Source organism: Nocardiopsis exhalans (assembly GCF_024134545.1).
Classification (GTDB): domain Bacteria; phylum Actinomycetota; class Actinomycetes; order Streptosporangiales; family Streptosporangiaceae; genus Nocardiopsis; species Nocardiopsis exhalans.
The window spans coordinates 529,667-548,039 of record NZ_CP099837.1 but is presented as its reverse complement, the minus strand read 5'-3'; the positions used below and the strand labels follow the sequence as shown (position 1 = coordinate 548,039).

15 protein-coding genes are annotated in these 18,373 nt (G+C 71.4%); 4 read left to right on the top strand and 11 right to left on the bottom strand.

What is annotated here, in order from left to right; all coding sequences use genetic code 11:
• Position 1 precedes the first annotated feature (1 nt).
• On the top strand, positions 2 to 1,165 hold the full coding sequence (locus tag NE857_RS02410) for a carboxylate-amine ligase (RefSeq protein ID WP_254419589.1): 1,164 nt from the start codon (positions 2 to 4) through the stop codon (positions 1,163 to 1,165).
• Here the strand turns inward: NE857_RS02410 and NE857_RS02405 are convergent.
• The 5 genes from NE857_RS02405 to NE857_RS02385 all read right to left on the bottom strand — a co-directional run bounded on the left by NE857_RS02405 (position 1,148) and on the right by NE857_RS02385 (position 6,390).
• Positions 1,148 to 2,623, bottom strand: coding sequence for a phytoene desaturase family protein (locus NE857_RS02405; protein WP_254419588.1), 1,476 nt, complete (start codon positions 2,621 to 2,623; stop codon positions 1,148 to 1,150). The two genes, NE857_RS02410 and NE857_RS02405, sit on opposite strands and share 18 nt — an antisense overlap.
• 56 nt (positions 2,624 to 2,679) lie before the next feature.
• Positions 2,680 to 3,213 carry an HTTM domain-containing protein gene (locus NE857_RS02400; protein ID WP_254419587.1) on the bottom strand — a complete coding sequence of 178 codons (534 nt, stop codon included), beginning with the start codon at positions 3,211 to 3,213 and terminating at the stop codon, positions 2,680 to 2,682.
• Between the two features lie 147 nt (positions 3,214 to 3,360).
• Complete coding sequence (locus tag NE857_RS02395; RefSeq protein ID WP_254419586.1) at positions 3,361 to 3,756, bottom strand: SdpI family protein; 396 nt, start codon at positions 3,754 to 3,756, stop codon at positions 3,361 to 3,363.
• 346 nt (positions 3,757 to 4,102) lie between these two features.
• Complete coding sequence (locus NE857_RS02390) at positions 4,103 to 5,104, bottom strand: carbohydrate kinase family protein (protein WP_254419585.1); 1,002 nt, start codon at positions 5,102 to 5,104, stop codon at positions 4,103 to 4,105.
• Entirely contained in the window at positions 5,101 to 6,390 is a 1,290-nt protein-coding gene (locus NE857_RS02385; protein ID WP_254419584.1) for an AGE family epimerase/isomerase, read from the bottom strand. Before NE857_RS02385 ends, NE857_RS02390 begins: the two co-directional genes overlap by 4 nt.
• A 270-nt stretch (positions 6,391 to 6,660) precedes the next feature.
• Between NE857_RS02385 and NE857_RS02380 the strand changes: the two genes are divergently transcribed.
• A complete protein-coding gene (locus NE857_RS02380) occupies positions 6,661 to 7,992 on the top strand; it encodes a cation:proton antiporter (protein WP_254419583.1) in 1,332 nt (443 codons plus the stop codon).
• A 98-nt stretch (positions 7,993 to 8,090) separates the two neighbouring features.
• On the top strand, positions 8,091 to 8,669 hold the full coding sequence (locus tag NE857_RS02375) for a UBP-type zinc finger domain-containing protein (RefSeq protein WP_254421842.1): 579 nt from the start codon (positions 8,091 to 8,093) through the stop codon (positions 8,667 to 8,669).
• 33 nt (positions 8,670 to 8,702) lie between these two features.
• Here the strand turns inward: NE857_RS02375 and NE857_RS02370 are convergent, their stop codons facing one another.
• From NE857_RS02370 to NE857_RS02345, 6 genes are all read right to left on the bottom strand, one after another.
• A complete protein-coding gene (locus tag NE857_RS02370; protein ID WP_254419582.1) occupies positions 8,703 to 9,524 on the bottom strand; it encodes an alpha/beta fold hydrolase in 822 nt (273 codons plus the stop codon).
• Positions 9,525 to 9,542: 18 nt separating this feature from the next.
• Positions 9,543 to 10,967, bottom strand: coding sequence for an acyltransferase family protein (locus NE857_RS02365; RefSeq protein WP_184366784.1), 1,425 nt, complete (start codon positions 10,965 to 10,967; stop codon positions 9,543 to 9,545).
• Between the two features lie 372 nt (positions 10,968 to 11,339).
• Positions 11,340 to 12,170, bottom strand: a complete 831-nt coding sequence (gene nadE, locus NE857_RS02360) for an NAD(+) synthase (RefSeq protein WP_184366785.1) — start codon at positions 12,168 to 12,170, stop codon at positions 11,340 to 11,342.
• Positions 12,171 to 12,271: 101 nt separating this feature from the next.
• Complete coding sequence (locus NE857_RS02355; RefSeq protein WP_184366786.1) at positions 12,272 to 12,856, bottom strand: putative glycolipid-binding domain-containing protein; 585 nt, start codon at positions 12,854 to 12,856, stop codon at positions 12,272 to 12,274.
• Between the two features lie 139 nt (positions 12,857 to 12,995).
• Positions 12,996 to 14,540: a sodium/proline symporter PutP gene (gene putP / locus NE857_RS02350; protein WP_254421841.1), complete on the bottom strand. Its 1,545-nt coding sequence runs from the start codon at positions 14,538 to 14,540 to the stop codon at positions 12,996 to 12,998.
• 323 nt (positions 14,541 to 14,863) lie between these two features.
• Complete coding sequence (locus NE857_RS02345; RefSeq protein ID WP_184366787.1) at positions 14,864 to 15,592, bottom strand: FadR/GntR family transcriptional regulator; 729 nt, start codon at positions 15,590 to 15,592, stop codon at positions 14,864 to 14,866.
• A gap of 267 nt (positions 15,593 to 15,859) precedes the next feature.
• Here NE857_RS02345 and fxsT point away from each other — a divergent pair, with 267 nt between their 5' ends.
• Positions 15,860 to 18,373, top strand: a complete 2,514-nt coding sequence (fxsT, locus tag NE857_RS02340; protein ID WP_254419581.1) for an FxSxx-COOH system tetratricopeptide repeat protein — start codon at positions 15,860 to 15,862, stop codon at positions 18,371 to 18,373.

Here is an 18,373-nt window from a genome sequence, read left to right as displayed (position 1 = left end):
CATGGAGAACCGCTCCCTGACAGCGGACGACCGACCCGTTCCCGTCGGCACCGCGAACCGACCCCTCACGTTCGGTGTAGAGGAGGAGTTCTTCGTCGTCGATCCCCGCACCCGCCGCATCCTCTCCAGAGCACCCGACGTCCTGGCCCGCACCCGGGGCCTCGGCGCCCACCTGTGCGGTGAGTTCACCGGGGCCCAGGTGGAGGCCAACAGCCCCGTGTGTACCACCGCCGAGGACGCCCGCTCCTTCCTGGTGACCGCCCGCGGCGAACTCCACCGGGCCGCCGCCGACGCCGGACTGGCCGTGGCAGCCACCGGCACCGTGATCCTCGGCGACCCCGCCGCCGCCTCCCTCAGCGAGGGCCGCCGCTACGCCGCCATCGCCGCCCACTTCGGCGCCCTGCGCGACTCCCACGTGGTCTGCGGCTGCCATGTGCACGTCGGCATACCCGACCGCCCCACCGCCGTGGCCGTCAGCGACCACCTGCGCCGGTGGCTGCCCTTCCTCGTCGCCCTCTCCGCGAACTCCCCCTTCCAGTCCGGCCGCGACACCGGCCACGCCAGCTGGCGCACGGTCACCTGGAACCGCCTGCCCTCCTCCGGACCGCCGCCCCTGCTGCGCACCCTCATCGAACACGAACGCGCCGTCCGGGGCCTGGCCTCGACCGGGGCGATCCTGGACCGGCACATGGTCTATTGGGACATCCGCCTCTCCGACCACCTGCCCACCCTGGAAATCCGGGTCGGGGACGTGGCTGCCACCGCCGAGGAGGCACTGCTCTTCGCCACCCTCGCCCGGGGGCTCGCCACCCGTGCCCTGACCGACGTACGCGCCGGCGCCCCGGCCCCGGCCATCAGCGCCCCCACTCTGCGCGCCGCCGTCTGGCGGGCCGCCCGCGAGGGTCTGGAGGGCGTCGTCCCCGACCCCCTGACCGGCGAGGCGCTGACTGCGAGCGCCGCGATGGAGCGGGTTCGGCGCGCGGCGTTACCCGGTCTGGCCGTCACCGGCGACACGGACCTGGTGACCTCCCTCCTCGACCGCGTCCTGACCTCGGGCTCGGGCGCCTACCGCCAACGCGCCGCCTACGCGAAACGGGAACGGATGACCGACGTGGTGGACCACGTCCTCACCCAGACCCGTGAAGGGCTAACAACCGCTCGGTGACGGTGGGGACGAGCCGGGTGACAGGCCAGGGGGTGTCCGGATCCCGTGCTCCCGCGACAGCGCCGACAGCGCTGCCAGGTAGCCGGACATACCGTGCACCCCCGGCCCGGGAGGGGTCGAGGCGGAACAGAGATAGACCCCCCGCAGCGGCGTGCGATACGGATCGACCCGCGGGGTGGGCCGCATCAGGGTCTGCCGTACCGTCATCGCCCCCGACGCGATATCACCCCCGACGTAGTTCGGGTTGTACTCCTCCAGGCGGGCGGCGGACATCCCCCGGGCCGCGATGACCGTGTCACCGAAACCCGGCGCGTACTCCTCCACACGGCTCCGGACCAGGTCCACCGGATCGCGCGTGTCACCGTTCGGCACGTGGGCGTAGGCCCACACCGGACGCCGCCCCGGCGCGCCCCGTCCGGGGTCGGTGACAGCCGGGTCCACCAGGAGCACGAACGGCTCCCCCGAGCCGCGCCCGCGCGCGGTCTCGGTCTCCGCCCGGAACATCTGCTCCTGGGTACCACCCAGGTGAACCGTGCCCGCCCTTCCCACCTCCGGGGCCGCCCAGGGGATGGGCTCGCAGACAAGGAAGTCGGCCTTGGCCGCTCCGGGGCCGTAGCGGAAACGCCGCAGAGCGGCACGGTAACGGGCGGGCAACAGCTCACCCGCGAGGGACAGGAAACCTCGGGGGGAGACGTCCAGCAGCATCGACCGGGCCGGGGGAAGGTCACGCAGGTCCTTGACGTCCGCACCCGTGTAGACGACACCACCGTGTGCGCGGAGATCGGCGACCAGGGCGTCGGCTATCTCCGCGCTGCCGCCCCGGGGCAGCGGCCAGCCTCCCGGGGCATGCGCCAGATGCCCCAGGAGAAGGGCGACCGCCGCCCCCCGCAACGAGGGCAGCGGGCCCGTCACGTGCCCGGCCACACCTGCGAACAAGGCCCTGGCCCGCTCCGTGGCGAAGGGACCGCGCCTCCACCCGTGGGAGAGGATTCGTGAGGCCGCGAGAGCCGCGTCGACCGGGTCGGGGAGAGACCGCTGATCGGACAGGAACAGATCCGTCATCCTGTGACCGCGGCCGACCAGGGGTTCCATCAGGCGCCGCCAACGAGGGCCGTCCTCGCCCAGCTCCGCACATGTCGTGTCCAGGTCGGCGTATGCGAGAGCCGCCTCGCCTCCGGGAAGGGGGTGGGCGTAGGAGACCTCGGGGCGGAGCATCCGTACGCCCCGGGCGGCCAAGTCGAACTCCCGTAGGAAACGCGAGGAAGCCGCCAGCGGGTGGACCGCCGAACAGATGTCGTGCCGGATGCCGGAGTCCAGCAGGGCGAGCGTGCGCAGCCCGCCGCCGACCACGTCGTCGCGCTCGTAGACCGCGACGCGCAGTCCCGACCTGGCCATCGTCACCGCGGCCGCCAGCCCGTTCGGTCCGCTTCCGACCACCACGGCGTCAGCGTCACGCATCCTGTCAGCACCTACCTCGTCGGGTCCCCGGGGAAGAGGAGCACGAACCGAACCCGCTACGCGACCGCGGCGACAGCGGTTTCCGGTCTTTTCTCCCCACGCTCCCACCTGCCGCGGACCGCGGGCGAGAGGCTTCTCGCCGCAGCACACAGCACGACACCGATCATGATGAACCCGAAGCTGACGATTCCCAACTGAACGATGATGAGCGCGTGGAGCGGGACGCTGAGACACACCGCGACGACAGGTCCCCGCCCGTGTGTGAGGAGGAGAATCGCCATCGCCGTCTCCCCGATGACGGCGCCCCACGACGTGAGTGCCGCGATGATCGGCACACTCAGTAGCACCCAGCTGACGACCTGTCGGCCCCAGCCGCTGGCCAGGCAGTAGGCCGAGGCCGACCGCACGAGTCCGTCGCACTCCACCACGGCCTCGTCCCCGCCGACGGGAACGAACAGGTGTGAAGCCGGCGTGAAGACGAACACGCTCGCCTGAGCCAGGGCGATGAGGGTCCGGCCGAAACCCAGGACCCTGGACTCCGGGTTGAAAGCGAGCATCGCCCGGTGGAGGTAGGTCAGTTTCCCGTTCATCGGCACTCAGCCTCGATCAGGACGGCCTGGCTGTCGAGACGCCATCCGTCATAGGAGTCCCTGAACGACCAGGGAACGGGTTCGGTCCGGACCAACAGAACTTCTCCGCACAGACAGCGACAGAAACGTACGCCTCCCTTTTCAACTTCACTTCTTACAACCGTTGGCCTCAGCCTTGGTTCCGTGCTTGTTGGCAATAATGGTGGCCACGACGAGAATCACCAGCAACACCAGGAAACCAATGCCTGGAATGAGCATGAAAGCATCGCCCACACCGCCGGAAGTCATTCCATACCCTGCCGACGCCAGTGAGAGAAAGGAGATGAAATATCCAGTGAAAGAACCGGAAAGCAGCCACGGCCCCGCAGCCCGGTGACCCGCCCACCAAGCCGGGTCAGAAGCCGTGGTGACCCTTGTCCTGATCCCGACAGCCGAGTTCCGATCAAGGGATCGATTTTCCGTGGCACTCTTGACGTAGTGCATGAAACCGGAGACAAAAACAATACCGACTCCGGCGGTAATGAGTCCCCCCACTTCAGCCACTAGCAAAACCCTCTTCACTGAACGACAGACAGCAGACTGACGGAGGCCAGCCCGACAAAGCAGCTATCAATGACCTGCCAACGGCGCACCACAGTAGCACAAAAAGGTGCACAAAAGGCGACGGGATAAACACTAAAGGCGACCACAAGCGCGCCATGGAACCTGCGGATCGCCCTCGAAGTGGACTTTCGCCTTTTTATAACGAATCCATATAAACAAGAAGTGAGAAATGGTCCTCCTGCTTCTCGTCCAGGGGTTCCGTGCCCACCGGGGCCGCGGGTGCCGCGGGTGCCGCGGGTGCCGCGGGCCGGTTCGCGGCCCGTCGCACCCGCGGCGCCCCGCTCCCTCACCCGGGGTGCGGGCCCGCCTCACCGGACGGGTCCAGCCGCAGCTCCCGCGCCGTGGGCGGGTCGGCGCCCTCCCGGGTGACGGTGTGGGCCGCGGCGGTGGCGGCGAAGGACAGCAGGGCAGTCAGGTCCTGCTCGGTGAGTCCCGCCAGGCGGTTCCGGGGCTCGGAGCCCAGGCGGCCGTCCAGGTCCAGGCGGCGGAGGAGGGCTCCCATGAAGGAGTCCCCCGCGCCCACCGTGTCCACGACCTCCGTCTCCGTCTCCGGGGCGGGGACCGAGGCCGACACCCCGTGGGAGAGGGCGAAGGCGCCCCTCGCCCCCAGGGTGACCACGACCAGGGCCGGGCCCAGCGCCGCCAGGGCCCGGGCGGCGTCTTCCGGGCCGCGCCCCGGGTAGAGGAAGGCGAGGTCCTCGTCGCTGGCCTTGACCACGTGGGCCTGGGCGGCGTGGCGCAGGGCCAGGGCCCGCGCCGCGGCCGGGTCGCCGATCACGTCCGGGCGGATGTTCGGGTCGAGGGTGACCGTCACCTGGCCCCGGCCGTGCTCGCGCCCCAGCAGGGCCTCGACGAGGGAGGCCCCCGGTTCCCGGAACAGCGCGATCGAGGCGGCGTGCACCGCCCTGACCCCGGGCTCGAAGCTCTCCGGGAGCTCGCCTGGCTGCCACCGCCAGTCCGCCGCGTCGTCCATGCGGAAGTCGTACCGCGCCGCCCCGTTCTCGTCCAGGGTTGCCAGGGCCAGCGCGGACGGCTCCTCGGCGGCGATCAGGCCGGAGGGGTCCAGCCCTTCGGCCAGCAGGCGGGCGCGAATCAGCTCACCGAACCCGTCGGAGCCGATGCGTGCCAGCAGCCGAGTGGGCAGTCCCAGCCGGGCGGCGGCCACCGCCGTGTTGGCCGGGCCGCCGCCGGGGGCCGCACGCAGGACGTCAGGGCCGTGCCGGGTGGGCAGTAGGTCCATGACGTTCTCCCCGACCACCACGAGCCGTGCGGGAACCTGGTCGCTCACGCGACACCTCCGTCGTTGTCGGCGGCGGGCAGGGCCGCCGCGATCGAGGCTGCGAAACCCACCTGGGGCAGGAGTGTGGCCTGGTAGGCGTGGTAGACATCCGGTTTGCCCGCCCACACCGAGCCCGAGGGCTGGTTCGCGGGGTCGAGTTCGTGCCGCCAGCTACCGTGCTCGCGGTCCACGTGGAAGCGGTCGGCGTAGGACCACCAGCGGTCGTAGTGCTCGGTGTAGGCCGGGTCGCCGGTGCGCCGGGCCAACGTCCACGCCGCCATGGTGGCCTCGGCGACCACCCAGTGCATGCGCTGGCGTACCACCGGCTTGTCCTGCCAGTCCAGGGTGTAGGCGAACCCCTCCGCGCCGTCCACCTCCCAGCCGCGCCGGACGGCGTTGGCGAAGAGCTGTTCGGCGTCGGTGCGCAGCCAGGCGGGGGCGGCCTCGCCCACGCGCTCCAAGGCGAGTTCGAGGTGCAGGAGCAGGCGGGCCCACTCCAGCAGGTGGCCAGTGGTGCTGCCGAAGGGCCGGAAGGGGTGGTCGGGCTGGTCCCGGTTGTAGTCCGGGATCGGCTGCCAGTCCGGGGTGAAGTGCTCGGGCAGGCGCCAGTCGTGCGCGGCGGCCACCCCGTGCACCAGGCGTTCGGCGATGGCCAGGGCCCGCCGCGTCCAGCGGAGGTCACCGGTGGCGTCGGTCGCGGCCAGGAGCGCCTCCACCCAGTGCATGGCGCTGTTGGCGCCGCGGTAGGGCTCGGTGACGGTCCAGTCGGCGTCCCAGCTCTCCCGGACGCAGGCCGCTTCCTCCTCCCAGAAGCGTTCGTCGAACACGGTCAGGGCACGGTCGAGCAGCTCACGCGCGCCGGGCCGGGCGGCGAGGACGGCCGACGACGCGGCCAGGACCACGAACGAGTGCGGGTAGGCGGACTTGTGCGGCAGAGCTTTGCCGCCCCCCATTTGGGAGCGCTCCCGAATTGCGGCCGCGTCCCCGCCCTCAGGCGCCTCGTCGAACCACCCCCCCAGCTCAACGTCGTACAGCGGCCCGGACAGCGCGGCCAGGCCGTGGTCGGCCAGCTCCGCCGCGCCCGGGTCGCCGCGCAGGTGTGCCAGGGAGAACACGTGCGTCATGCGTGCGGTGATCCAGGTCTCGGTGGGGCGGTCGGGTTCCACGCCGCCCTTGGCGTCCAGCCAGCCGAAACCGTCGGGGACCGCGGCCCCCGCGGCGAAACCGACCAGGCGCCGCTCCTCGGCCCTCAGCCAGGCGGGGCCGCCGGGGAGCGGATGTGTCGATGCGGTCAAACCAGTGCCTCCTCGGGAGTCGTTGCGCGCGTAACCGTATCCCGCGGCCCTCCTCCCGGGAAAGGCCGGGGAGCCACCCGCGCCAGGGCTCCAACAGCCCCGGGACCACACGTGACATTCATGACGATATATCTTGACCAGTTGCCACGGTTCCCCACCAATGGTTTGGTCTGACCAGGTCAGCGCGACAACACCCCTGTGTCCTGCCTGCCACACGGGCGCCGCGGCGCACCCACACCACACCACCGGGAACATCCAGGAGACAGACCAATGATGCTCGCCGCGGGGGAGACCCCCGTATACCTAGGCCCCATCGTGGCCCTGCTCGTCGCGGCAGGACTCATCGGGGCTCTCTTCGTCCGGTTGAAGGTCGTGCCCATCGTGGGCTTCCTCCTGGCCGGCGTCCTCATCGGCCCGCACCAGCTGGGGGTGGTCGCGGACGAGAGCCAGGTGGAGGCCGCGGCCGAGATCGGGGTCATGCTGCTCCTGTTCACCATCGGCGTGGAGTTCTCCATCGCACGCCTCGCCAGGATCAAGAAGTTCGTGCTCGGTGGCGGAACGGTCCAGGTGCTGCTGACCACCGCTGTCGTGACGGTGCTCTGCGTGCTGTTCGGGGTCGACTGGCGGGTCGGTGTCTTCACCGGGTTCCTCGTCGCGCTCTCCTCCACAGCGATCGTGCTCAAGGTGGTCGCGGCGAAGGGGATCACGCAACAGCCGGTCGGCCAGGCCTCGGTGGGCACCCTCATCCTCCAGGACCTCGCCATCATCGTGATGGTCCTGTTGATCCCTATCCTGGGCGGCCAGAGCGAGGGCGTGTGGGACATCGTCCAGGCCCTGGGGACCGCGGCGCTGGTCCTGACCGCCGTGATCGTCGTCGCCCGTAAGGTGATGCCCCCGCTGCTGGAGCGGGTGGCACGTCTGTGCTCCCCCGAGATCTTCCTGCTGTCCATCGTCGCCATCGCCCTGGGCGTGGCCTACCTGACCTCTCTGGCCGGGGTGAGCGACGCGCTGGGGGCCTTCCTCGCCGGCATGGTGCTGAGCGAGTCCCGGCACAGCGCCCACGCGCTGAGCGAGATCATGCCGCTCCAGATGATCTTCAGCGCGGTCTTCTTCGTGTCCATCGGCATGATGCTCGACATCGCCGTGTTGGCCCAGCTGTGGTGGATGGTCCTGCTGACCGCGATCGCCGTCGTGGTCATCAAGGTGGCCACCGCCTACACGGCGGTCTCCGTTCTCCGGGTCGGCGCGCCGACGGCGATGGGAGCGGCCTTCCTCCTGGCCCAGATCGGCGAGTTCTCCTTCGTCCTCCAGCAGGTGGGAGCCGAGTACGGGCTCAGCCCGGCCGGACTGGGCGCCGACGGGGACCAGCTCCTCGTGGCCGTCACCGTGGTCCTCATGACCGCCACGCCCGCCCTCGGCGCCCTCGGCGAGCACATCACCAAGCGGATGGGACAACGGCCGGCCCCTCCGCAGACGGGGACGGCCGGGGGCACGTCGACGCGAGGGAGCACAGCGACACACGGGACCGCGTCCTGGTCTCCGGTTGGGGCCCGGTGGCCCGCAACCTCTCCGCCTACCTGCGGTCGAACGGCGTCCCGGTGACGGTGACGACGCTCAACCCGGACCTGGCCGCCTAGGCCGAGGCGGAGGGGCACACGGTCGTCCGGGGGGAGGCCACGAAGGCGAGCGTCCTCCACGAGATCGACATGGCACGGGTGAGGCTGATCGTGATCTCCGAGAACACGGCGGAGGAGGCCACCCACACCGCCCACATCCTGAACGGGGTCGCACCAGGAGTCCCGATCGTGGTGCGGCCGGTGGACTCCCCGGACGTCCCCGGCCTGTACGAGGCGCACGCCGCCCGGGTGGTGGACACCCAGCGCGCGGTCACCGAGCCGCTGGGGCGCGCGGTCCTGGACCTGCTCGGCATCGGCCGCACCGGAGAACACCACCCCGACCCCACCGTGATGTCCCTCTTCGCCCCGGCCCCCGGCTCCTCCTGTGCGCACACGGAGAACCTCCAGCCCGTGCTGCCGAAGAGCCCCGGCTGCACCGAATGCCTGCGGCAGGGCAGGCGGGACTGGGTCCACCTGCGGTTGTGCGCCGGCTGCGGTTTCGTGGGCTGCTGCGACGCCTCCCCCGGCAGGCACGCGCGCGTCCACGCCGAGGACGCCGGGCACCCGGTCGTGACGTCCGCGGAACCCGGTGAGAGCTGGGGCTGGTGCTACCTGGACTCGGTCACGATCGAGCCGGACCGGGCCGAAGCCGGCGGGGCGTGATCCCGAGGGGGTGAGCGCGGCCCGGTGCGGCGCTCACCCCCTCGGAGCCGTCCTGGCCCCCCGGTCCGCGGCGCGGCAGGTCCAGCGGATGTGCTCGGCGACGGTGCGGGGGTCGTCCGCCATCGGGATGTGCCCGGACCCGAGCAGGGACACCATGCGCGCGTTGGGCACCCGCTGGTGCGCGTGCTCGGCGCTGGAGGGCAGCAGCGTCCGGTCCCGGTCGCCCCAGGCGATGGTGACCGGGCAGGGGATCGGCCGCGGGGTGAAGTCGTAGTCGGCGATCCTGGGCACCATCCGCACATAGGGCGCGCCCGGTTCGAGCCCTCGCACACCGAACCGGGTCGCCTTGGCCTCCGGCGAGGAGGGGTCGCCGCGCAGGGCGAGCCGGGCCGCGGCCCGCGCGGGCGGGGTGTCGGCGAGCCGTTCCTTGACCGGCATCGGGATGCGGGTGGCGAGGTTGGCCATCAGGCCCACCGTGCGCATGCCCCAGCGGGCGAGATTGTCCGAGAACCCGGCCGGGGAGAACACCGTCACCGAGCCCGCGACCCCCTGGACCCCGAGTTCCAGGGCGATGGAGCCGCCCAGGGAGTTGCCCGCCAGGTACGGGTTCTCCAGGCCGTGCAGCTCGCAGAACTCCCGGATGACCCGCACGAGGCTGTGCACGTCGTAGGGTTCGTCCCGCTCCGGGGCCGGGGACGCCCCGAACCCCGGCAGGTCCACGCTGACGACCTCGTAGTCGTCGGCCAGCCGGGGCGACACGGCCCGCCAGCACTGTCTGCGGTCACCCAGCCCGTGCAGGAGCACCACGGGGCGGCCGCTGCCGTGTCGGTCGTAGGCGATGCGTCTGGGGTCCATTCCACCGGTCTACCCGAGCTATGCGCTCCGGCCGCCGATCCGAGCCACGAAACTAGACAACAGGTGCACCCAGCTTGACCCTTCGGCCGACCCTCCGGCGGAGCCGTCCACACGCTCGGGGCGGAGCCGCGGGGCCGCGGTCAGCAGCAGGCCCGACACCACGGCCACCAGGCCCAGCACCGGGGCCAGACCGAAGCCCAGACCGGCCACCGTCAGGGCCAGCAGGCCTCCGCCGATCAGCGCCGCGGCGGCCAGCACCCGGATCGGGCCCGGGTCGCCCCGCAGAACCTTCGGCGGGTTCTCGAACCGCACCGCCCAGTGGGCCAGCGGCAGCAGCAGCGGCAGCAGGACCGCCACACCGAGCACGCCCCACAGCAGCCACAGCCCGGTCATCGGGTCGGGCGTGTCGATCCCCAGGCCGTACACCACGACCCCGGCGACGATGGTGATCGGCAGCATGTGCCACAGGTACACGGTCATCAGCTGCGGGGAGACCCGGTCCAGCATGCGCGCCGGTCCGGGCCGGTCCGACCACGCGGCGATCCGGTCCCGCAGCAGCACCGCGATACCCACCTGGACCGCGCCCAGCGCCGCCAGCACCAGGGTCGGCGGGGCCACGTTCGAGGTCTCGGCGGCGAACACGCCGGTCATGTTCAGCGAGTAGGGGCCCGCGTAGACCAGGACCACCGCGACCGCGGCGCCGACCGCGATCATCCACCCCGTGTGGGCCCGGCGGATCGTGCCGGTCGCGTAGTGGAAACCGAGCTGGTGCACGGCCAACCAGACGAACGCCACGTTCAGGAAGCCGAACGCGTCCACCCCGAACCCGTACCGGCTCAGGTCGACGAGGGCGGCACCGGTGAGCAGCGCGGCCGGAACCCACCAGCCGAACCTCTCCTGGGCGGCCACCAGCACCGGCGTCGCCACGACCACCAGCACGTAGGCGGCCAGGAACCACAGCACCATGCCCGCGGCGCCCGCACCGATCAGGACGGGCTGCACCGGGGTGCCGCCCAGGACCGCGATGTGGGAGGCGAGGATCCACACCACGGCGAGCGGGACCACCGGCCAGGCCAGTCTCCGCAGCCGCTTGGCCCACCAGACCGAGGCCTTCTCACCCCGGGCCGAGGCCGAGCGCCAGCTGATCAGGTTGGCGGCGCCGCCCACGAAGAAGATCAGTGGCATGACCTGGGAGACCCAGGTGAGCGCGAACCCGCCCGGGGTGCTCAGGACGCTGGTCGCCGCGAGCTCGCCCTCGGGCTGCACGGTCAGCACCGGCAGCCACCAGTGCTGGACGACCACCAGGACCATGACGAACAAACGCAGGGCGTCGAGGAAGCGGTCACGACCGACCACCGGTTTCGGCACGGCGCGTACCGGAGCCTTGACGAGGGCCGTGGTCGGCGGTCGGTCCCCGCCGGTGGGCTCGACGGTCAGGGTCATAGAGTTGTCGCTCCTTGGTCTTCCCGGTCTCTGGGAGGCGGCCGGGCACACGGCGGTGCTCAGGCCTCGGTGACCGGGCTGTGCTGACCCATGGGGGGTTTCGACACGTTTCCCGGCGTCTGCCCTGTTCACGGGCGTTCACCGGCACGGGTCCCGAGTGGTGACGCGTCGCTGTTAACGACCCTAGGCGCGGGGTCAAGCGGTCGCGAGGGCGCTGGGTACCCTCTCGTCCCGGCGGCCTGCCCACCCCTGGAAGGTGGTGCCTGCACTACCGGGTCCCCTGGTTCGCCTGTGGTGCGGGGGTTCCCGCCGCCCCGGCAGTGGCCTGGGCCGACGCGGCGGGGTCAGCACGCGGTGATCGGAGTGCGCCGATCAGGGCGCGGTGGGCAGTGCGCGCTTGTGAGCGGTGACACGGTAGCGGTCGACGAGGGTGCGCGTCACATGGTCGGAGACGGGCAGGCCCTCCAGGAAGTCGTCGATCTGCTCGTAGGTCAGACCCAGCGCGTCCTCGTCGGGCTTTTGCGGGGTGAGCGTCTCCAGGTCGGCCGTGGGCACCTTGTGCACCAGGTCCTCCGGGGCACCGAGCTCGGCGGCGACCGCGCGCACCCGGCGCTTGGTCAGGCCGGTCAGGGGCACCAGGTCCGCCCCGCCGTCGCCGTACTTGGTGAAGAACCCCGTGACCGCCTCGGCGGCGTGGTCGGTACCGACCACCAGGCCGCCCAGTCCGCCCGCGACCGCGTACTGGGCGATCATCCGCTGCCGGGCCTTGATGTTGCCGACCACGAAGTCCTCGGCGGCGGCGTCCTCGTAGGTCATGCCGCCCTCGCCGAGGGAGGCCGCCATGGCGTCGGTGGCCGGACGCACGTCCACGGTCAGGCAGCGGTCCGGAGCGCCGAACTCCACGGCCCGGGCGGCGTCCTTCTCGTCCTTCTGAACCCCGTAGGGCAGGCGCATGGCCACGTACTCGGCCTCGTGCCCGCTCTCGCAGGCCCGGTCGACGGCCAGGCGGCACAGGCGACCGGCGGTGAGCGAGTCCACGCCACCGCTGATCCCCAGGACCAGCGCGCGGGCGCCGGTCGTGGTGAGTCTCTCGGCGAGGAAGGCCACGCGGCGCTCGATCTCGGCCGCGGCGTCGAAGTGCTCGGGGACTTCGAGGTCGCGGATGATCTCGCGGCGTTCCTGGCTCAGCTCGGTCTCGGTCACGTGCGCTCCCTGCGTGTGGTGCGTGTGCCCCCCGATTATGACCTGTGCCGGGGAGGGAACAGGACTCCGGCCTCCGGGCACAGCGGCTCCCGGTTCAGGGATCAGGGCTCCGAGCGCAGTCTTCGGGCGAACCGCTCGTAGTCCACCACCAGGCCGTCGCCGTCCACGGACAGCCGGTACTCGCCGTGCAGGGGGTCCCGGTAGGTGTACAGCTCCAGGCCGGCCTCGGCCGGGTGGCGGGTGTAGCGCTGGCGGACGCGGCGGATGCGCAGGGAGGGGATGTCGATCCACGCGACCGCGATGTCCCGGTGCTCCCCGGGCCGCAGGCCCAACCGCCGGATCGGGAGGGTGTTGGTGAGGGGGGTGGCCGCGACGTCCACGTCCAGGCAGCCCACCAGTTCGGCGAGGGGGTTGCCGTGGGCGTCGGCCCAGTGGCCGTCCTGCGCCCGGAGGGTGACCGATTCCAGACCGGAGGCGGAGAGCACCTCGGCGCGGACCTCCCGGGTCGTCCAGGCCAGGTCCGTACGGACCGTGAAACGCGTGAAGAAGCGCTCCTCCCCCTCCACCACGGTCTCCCCCGCCTCCAGCCGGTGGCCGTCCGGTTCGGGCAGGAGCGCGCCGAGCCCCAACCCCTCGGGGACGTCGATGCGGGTCCAGGCGGCGGGGTGTTCCGTCAGTGACGACATGTCACCGTTCTACCGCTACGAGCACCGGGGACGCCAGGGCGCGAGCGTGCCCGTGCCGAACACGACACGGGCACGGCAGGCCGTTCACCACAGGGTCCGCGGCTCGCCCCTGGTGAGCCGCGGACCCTGTCCGGCGGAGTCAGGAAGCCTGCTTGGCCTCCTCGATCTCACGGACGACCTTGTCGAAGTCATCCGCCATCTGCGGGCTGACCCGACCCATCCCGTTGAGGGCGAAGATCGCGACGAAGCTCAGCAGGATGGCCGGGAGCATCGCGTACAGGCCGATGCCCAGGTAGGCGCTGTCGACGATGTCCCAGATGATCGCGGTGGCGCCACCGGCGATCATGCCGGCGAGCGCACCGACCCAGGTCATCCGCTTCCAGAACAGCGCCAGCAGCAGGACAGGCCCGAAGCCCGCACCGAAGCCCGCCCAGGCGTAACCGACCAGATCCATGACGGACTGGTTGCCCCACAGCGCCACGCAGGCGGCGATCACGGCGACGGCGACCACCGTGCCGCGGCTGATCCAGAGCAGCGACCGGGGCGCGGCGTCCTTGTCGACGAAGGCCTTGTAGCCGTCCTCGGTGAGCGCCGACGCGGCCACCAGGAGCTGGGAGTCGGCCGTGCTCATCACCGCGGCCAGGATGGCGGCCAGGAGGAGACCGGCGACCAACGGGTGCGTCAGGGCCTCGATCAGGCGCGGGAAGACCTGTTCCGGGGAGTCGAGCGGGGTGTCGAAGTAGGCGATGCCGATGAAGCCGACCAGGACCGCCAGGGCCATCGCGGAGACCGCCCAGGCCACACTGACGAACCCGGCCTTGGGGATGTCCGTCACCGAGCGGATGCCCATGAAGCGGGCCAGGATGTGCGGCTGGCCGAAGTAGCCGAAGCCCCATGCCAGGCCGGAGACGATGACGACCCAGCCCAGGGTCTCGGTGCTGACCCAGGCACCGGCGTCGCCGTCCAGGGACATGCCCCCCATGGCGGACAGGAGGCCGTCGCCCTTGTCCGTGACCCCTTCCGCGAGACCGCCGAGCCCGCCCATGGCGGTGATGGCCAGCACCGGGACCACCAACAGGGCGGCCCACATCATGACGGCCTGGATCACGTCCGTGTAGGAGACGGCCAGGAACCCGCCGAGCACCGTGTAGAGCACGACGATGCTGACGCCGATCGCGATGGCGGGGGCCGGGTCCAGACCGAAGACCTGGTCGAAGAGGGCCGCCATGGCCACGAGGCCGGACGCGACGTAGAAGAAGTAGAAGACGATGATGAGGACGGCCGAGACAGCGCGCAGGGAACGGGACCGGTCCTCGAAGCGGTTCTCCAGGAACGAGGAGAGCGTCAGCGAATCGGACTCGCCTCCGGAGCGGGAGTCGGTGACCCTCTCGGTGTAGACCCGAAGACGCGGGGCGATGAGGATCCAGCTGCCGGCGAACCCCGCCGCCAACCCGACCGCGATCCAGGCCTCACCGAGGCCGGAGACGTAGATGGCGCCCGGCAGGCCCAGGAGCAGCCAACCGCTGAAGTCGCTGGCGTTCGCGCTCAGTCCGGCCACCCAGCTGTTGAGCTGCCGTCCGCCGAGCACGAAGTCGGACTGCGAGACGGTCCGCCGGTAGACCCACAGTCCGATGGCCACCATGACGACGAGGTACACGCCGAACGTTGCGACTGACGCGAGCATGGAGTTGTTCACCAGTCCCCTCCTTTCTTTCGAAGCGCGTGATCTGAGCCTTACGCGCAGTTTGTCCAGAGGAGGCCGATCATCACTCCCCGCAATCCGGATCACAATGCCCTGTGCGCGGAAAAACACCCTTTTGAGACCCGGCCGAGTTCTTGACCAGGCACTATTGGCCGATAGGCCATCACCGCGAGGGCCCGCTTGTCTGATCGGACATACGTTACGTCCCGTGATCGGATGTGTTTCGCAGGACGAGACGCCGATGGTCCGGGACGGAGCCGCCCGGAATTGCTCCGGCGCTGTCACCCCGCGGGCGCCCGGAGGGATCAGCCGAGCAGTTCCCGCAGCCGCCGCTCCGCACCATCCAGATGTTCGCCCAGCGCCCGCCGCGCCGCCTCCGGATCGCGTTCGCGCACGGCGCGGACGATCCGGCGGTGCTCGCCGTCGCTGGCCGCCAGCCCAGCCTCGGACAGCGGCACCACGTCCATGAGCTGGTTGATCCGCATCCGCACGTCCGTGAGCGCGGCGGCCATCCGCGTGGAACCGGTCAGCTGGGCCAGGGTGATGTGGAAGACGGTGTCGCAGCGCCGGTAGTCGGCGGCCCCGGCCTCGGACGCCACGCCCGCGCGCCGGTCCAGGAGGTCGCCCTGGGCTCCGGTGAGTCCGGTCTCGGCCAGCCGGACCACGGCGCCCGTCTCCAGTCCGCGCCGGAAGGCGAGGAGGTCCTCCAGGGCGGTGCCGGTCTCGCTGAGCTCGCGGCGCGCCTCCTCCGGGGTGGGCCTGGGCGGCAGTTCCGCGACGAACGTGCCGCCGCTGCGGCCGCGCCGGGACTCGACGTACCCCTGGCGCTGGAGGAGGCGGATCGCCTCGCGCAGGGTGATGCGGCTGACGCCCAGACGGGCGGCCAGGTCGCGTTCGGCGGGGAAACGGGCGCCCGCCGGGACGACGCCGAGTCTGATGGCGGACATCAGCCGCTCGACGGTGACCTCCAGGGCGTTACCGGCCTGGACCGGGCGGAAGACAGCCTCGGCCGCGGGATCACAGGTTGGGACCACGGGGCCAGCTTAGGGCGTGTTCGGCACCCTCGCCCGGAAAAGACCGATCACGGGCTATCGACACGGCGCCGAGGCAGAACCTAGCCTGGAAAGCGGGCCCTGCCCTGACCAGGAAGGGTTCCCCATCGCTCCCCAGGGCCGTTCGCGCCCCGCCTCCCTTCCTCCGCCGCTCCGTCACCGTCCGAGAGCACCAGGTGAACGGTCTTGACGTCAGGGCCCACGGCCCCGGGCCCGACCTCACCGCCGCACGAGAAAGCTGGTGGACCGATGACGACCGGACCCGGCCGCCCCCGACGGGGGGAGCACGAGCTCCTTCCGGTCACCGGCGGGGTTCCCCGCGCCGACCCGCACTTCACCGGACGCGAGGCCGCCCTGGAGCGGATCCACGACTTCCTCGGCTCCCGTCCCGGCGCGCGCTTCCTGATCAGCGGCGGCAACGGTGTCGGCAAGAGCCGCATCGCCGCCGAGTACGCGTACCGCCACGCGCGTGAGTACGACCTCATCTGGTGGATCCCCGCCGCCACCGACATCGAGACGCACCGCGCCTACCTGCGCCTGGCCGAGCACCTCGGGCTGCCGGTCTCCTACGAGCACGTCCCCCGCACCGTGCAGTCCGTGCGAAGGGAGCTCTCCGAACGCGCCGACCTCGGATCCTGGCTGCTGGTGTTCGACGACGTCGTGGACGCGCAGGCCCTGGCCAGCGAGTACTTCCCGCACAGCGGCGGGCACATCATCGTCACCTCCCGGCACCACCGCTGGCTGCCCCGGGGGCAGGGCGGGCAGCGCTTCGACGGACAGGTGGTCCCCCGGCTGACCACCGCCGAGAGCCTGTCCCTGCTGCGCCGGATCTGCCCCGAGCGGCTGGAGCCCCCGGGTGACGGCGAGCGCCTCGCCGAGCTGCTCGAACACCTGCCCCTGGCGCTCAGCCAGGTCGGCGCGTTCCTGCGGGAGTCCGCCATGCCGACCGGCGACTTCCTCGATCTGTTCGAGGAGCGCTACGACGCGATGCTCTGGCAGATGGGGGCGGAGGACGACCACACCGCCCCGCTGCGGGTGGCCTGGAGCATCCAGGCCGAGCACATGCTGGAGGGGGCCGACGAGCGGGAGCGGGAGACCGGGCGGGTGGCCCTGGAGCTCGTCCGGCTCTGCGCTTTCTTCGCGCCCCTTCCGCTCTCCCGGGGCCTCTTCCACCGGACCGACGGCGCCGTGCTCGACCGGGCCCTGGAGTACATGCGCCGGCACGACCTGGCCTTCTTCGACGACCGGAACGACGCCTTCCAGCTGCACGAGCTGTTCCAGTCCGTGGTGCGCGACTCGCTCACCATGGCGGAGCGGGTGCACCACCGGAACCTGGCCCACCTGGTCCTGGCGGACAACGCCCCGGAGGGACCCACCGACCCGGCCCACCGCGCCGCCTACCTGTCCCTGTACACGCACGTGAAGGCCTCGCACGCCTGGACCAGCCGGGACCCGCGGGTGCGCGCCATGGTGCTCAACGTGGTCGACTTCCTCACCGAGGTCGGCAACTACTCGGACGCGACCAGCCTGCTCGGGCAGGCCGTCAACGTCTGGCTCGACGACCCGAGCATGCTCCTGCACGCCCGGCTGCGGCGCAACAAGATCCGGCGTATCCACGGTGAGTACGTCACCGCGCTGGAGGAAGCCAGGAGCATCCACGCCGAACAGGTCGAGCGGGCCGGACCCGACAGCGACGAGACCCTGGAGGCGCTCCGGGCGGTCGCCATCTCACTGAGCGGCCTGGCCCGGTTCCAGGAGGCCGGGCAGCTGTTCCGCGACATCCTGGAGCAGCGGCGCGAACGGCACTCCGCCGCCGACCGGCGCACCTTGGAGGCGGCGCACGACTACGGGCAGGCCTTGCAGGAGCAGGGCCGGTTCGAGGAGGCGCTGGCCATGGACCAGAGCACCCTGGCGGGGCGCCGCGCCCTGCTCGGGCCGGACGACGTGCAGACGCTGCGCACGGGACTGTCCCTGGGCCTGAACCTGATCCTGCTGGGCCGGTTGGACGAGGCCCGGAAACAGCTCACGGAGTGCATGGAGCGGTTCGAGACCGCCGCTGAGCCCGACAGTCCGCACGCGCTTCAGGGGATGCTGTTCCTGTCCGTGGCGCACCGGCGGCTCGGGGATCCGGAGCGGGCGCTGGAGCTGGCCAACCGGGCTCTGGTCCGGTACCGGCGCAAACACCCCTCGACCGTCCGGCAGGTGCTGTACTGCCGGGTCATCCGCATGGTGTCGCTGGTGCGGGCGGGTTCCCTGGACGAGGCGCTGCGCGAGGTGGACGACCTGATGCCGCCGCTGGACGAGCGCTACCCCGCGGAGCACCCGTTCCCGGCCGCGGCCCGGCTCAGCATGGGCATCGTCCTACGGGCCGCGGGGCGCCACACCGAGGCGCTCGAACGCGACCAGGAAGGGCTGGAGCGACTGCTGCGGATCTACGGTCCGGGGTCGTTCAGCACCCTGCCCGCCGCGCTCAACGTGGCCACCGACCTGCACCGCCTGGGCCGGTTCCGCGAGGCGGGGGACCTGGAGGCCATGACGGAGGCGGACTGCCGTCACCGGCTGCCCGCCGACCATCCGATCCTCCTGACAGCACGCCGGAACCACCTGGTCAGCCGACATGCCGGGGGTGAGGACGTGAGCGAGGAATGGGACCGGCTACGCGCGGAATTCGCCGAACGCTTCGGCGGCGAGCACCCCGGGACGGTGTCCATGTCCTCGTTCACCCGTCAGGACTGCGACGTGTTCCCCGTCGCGCCCCTGTGA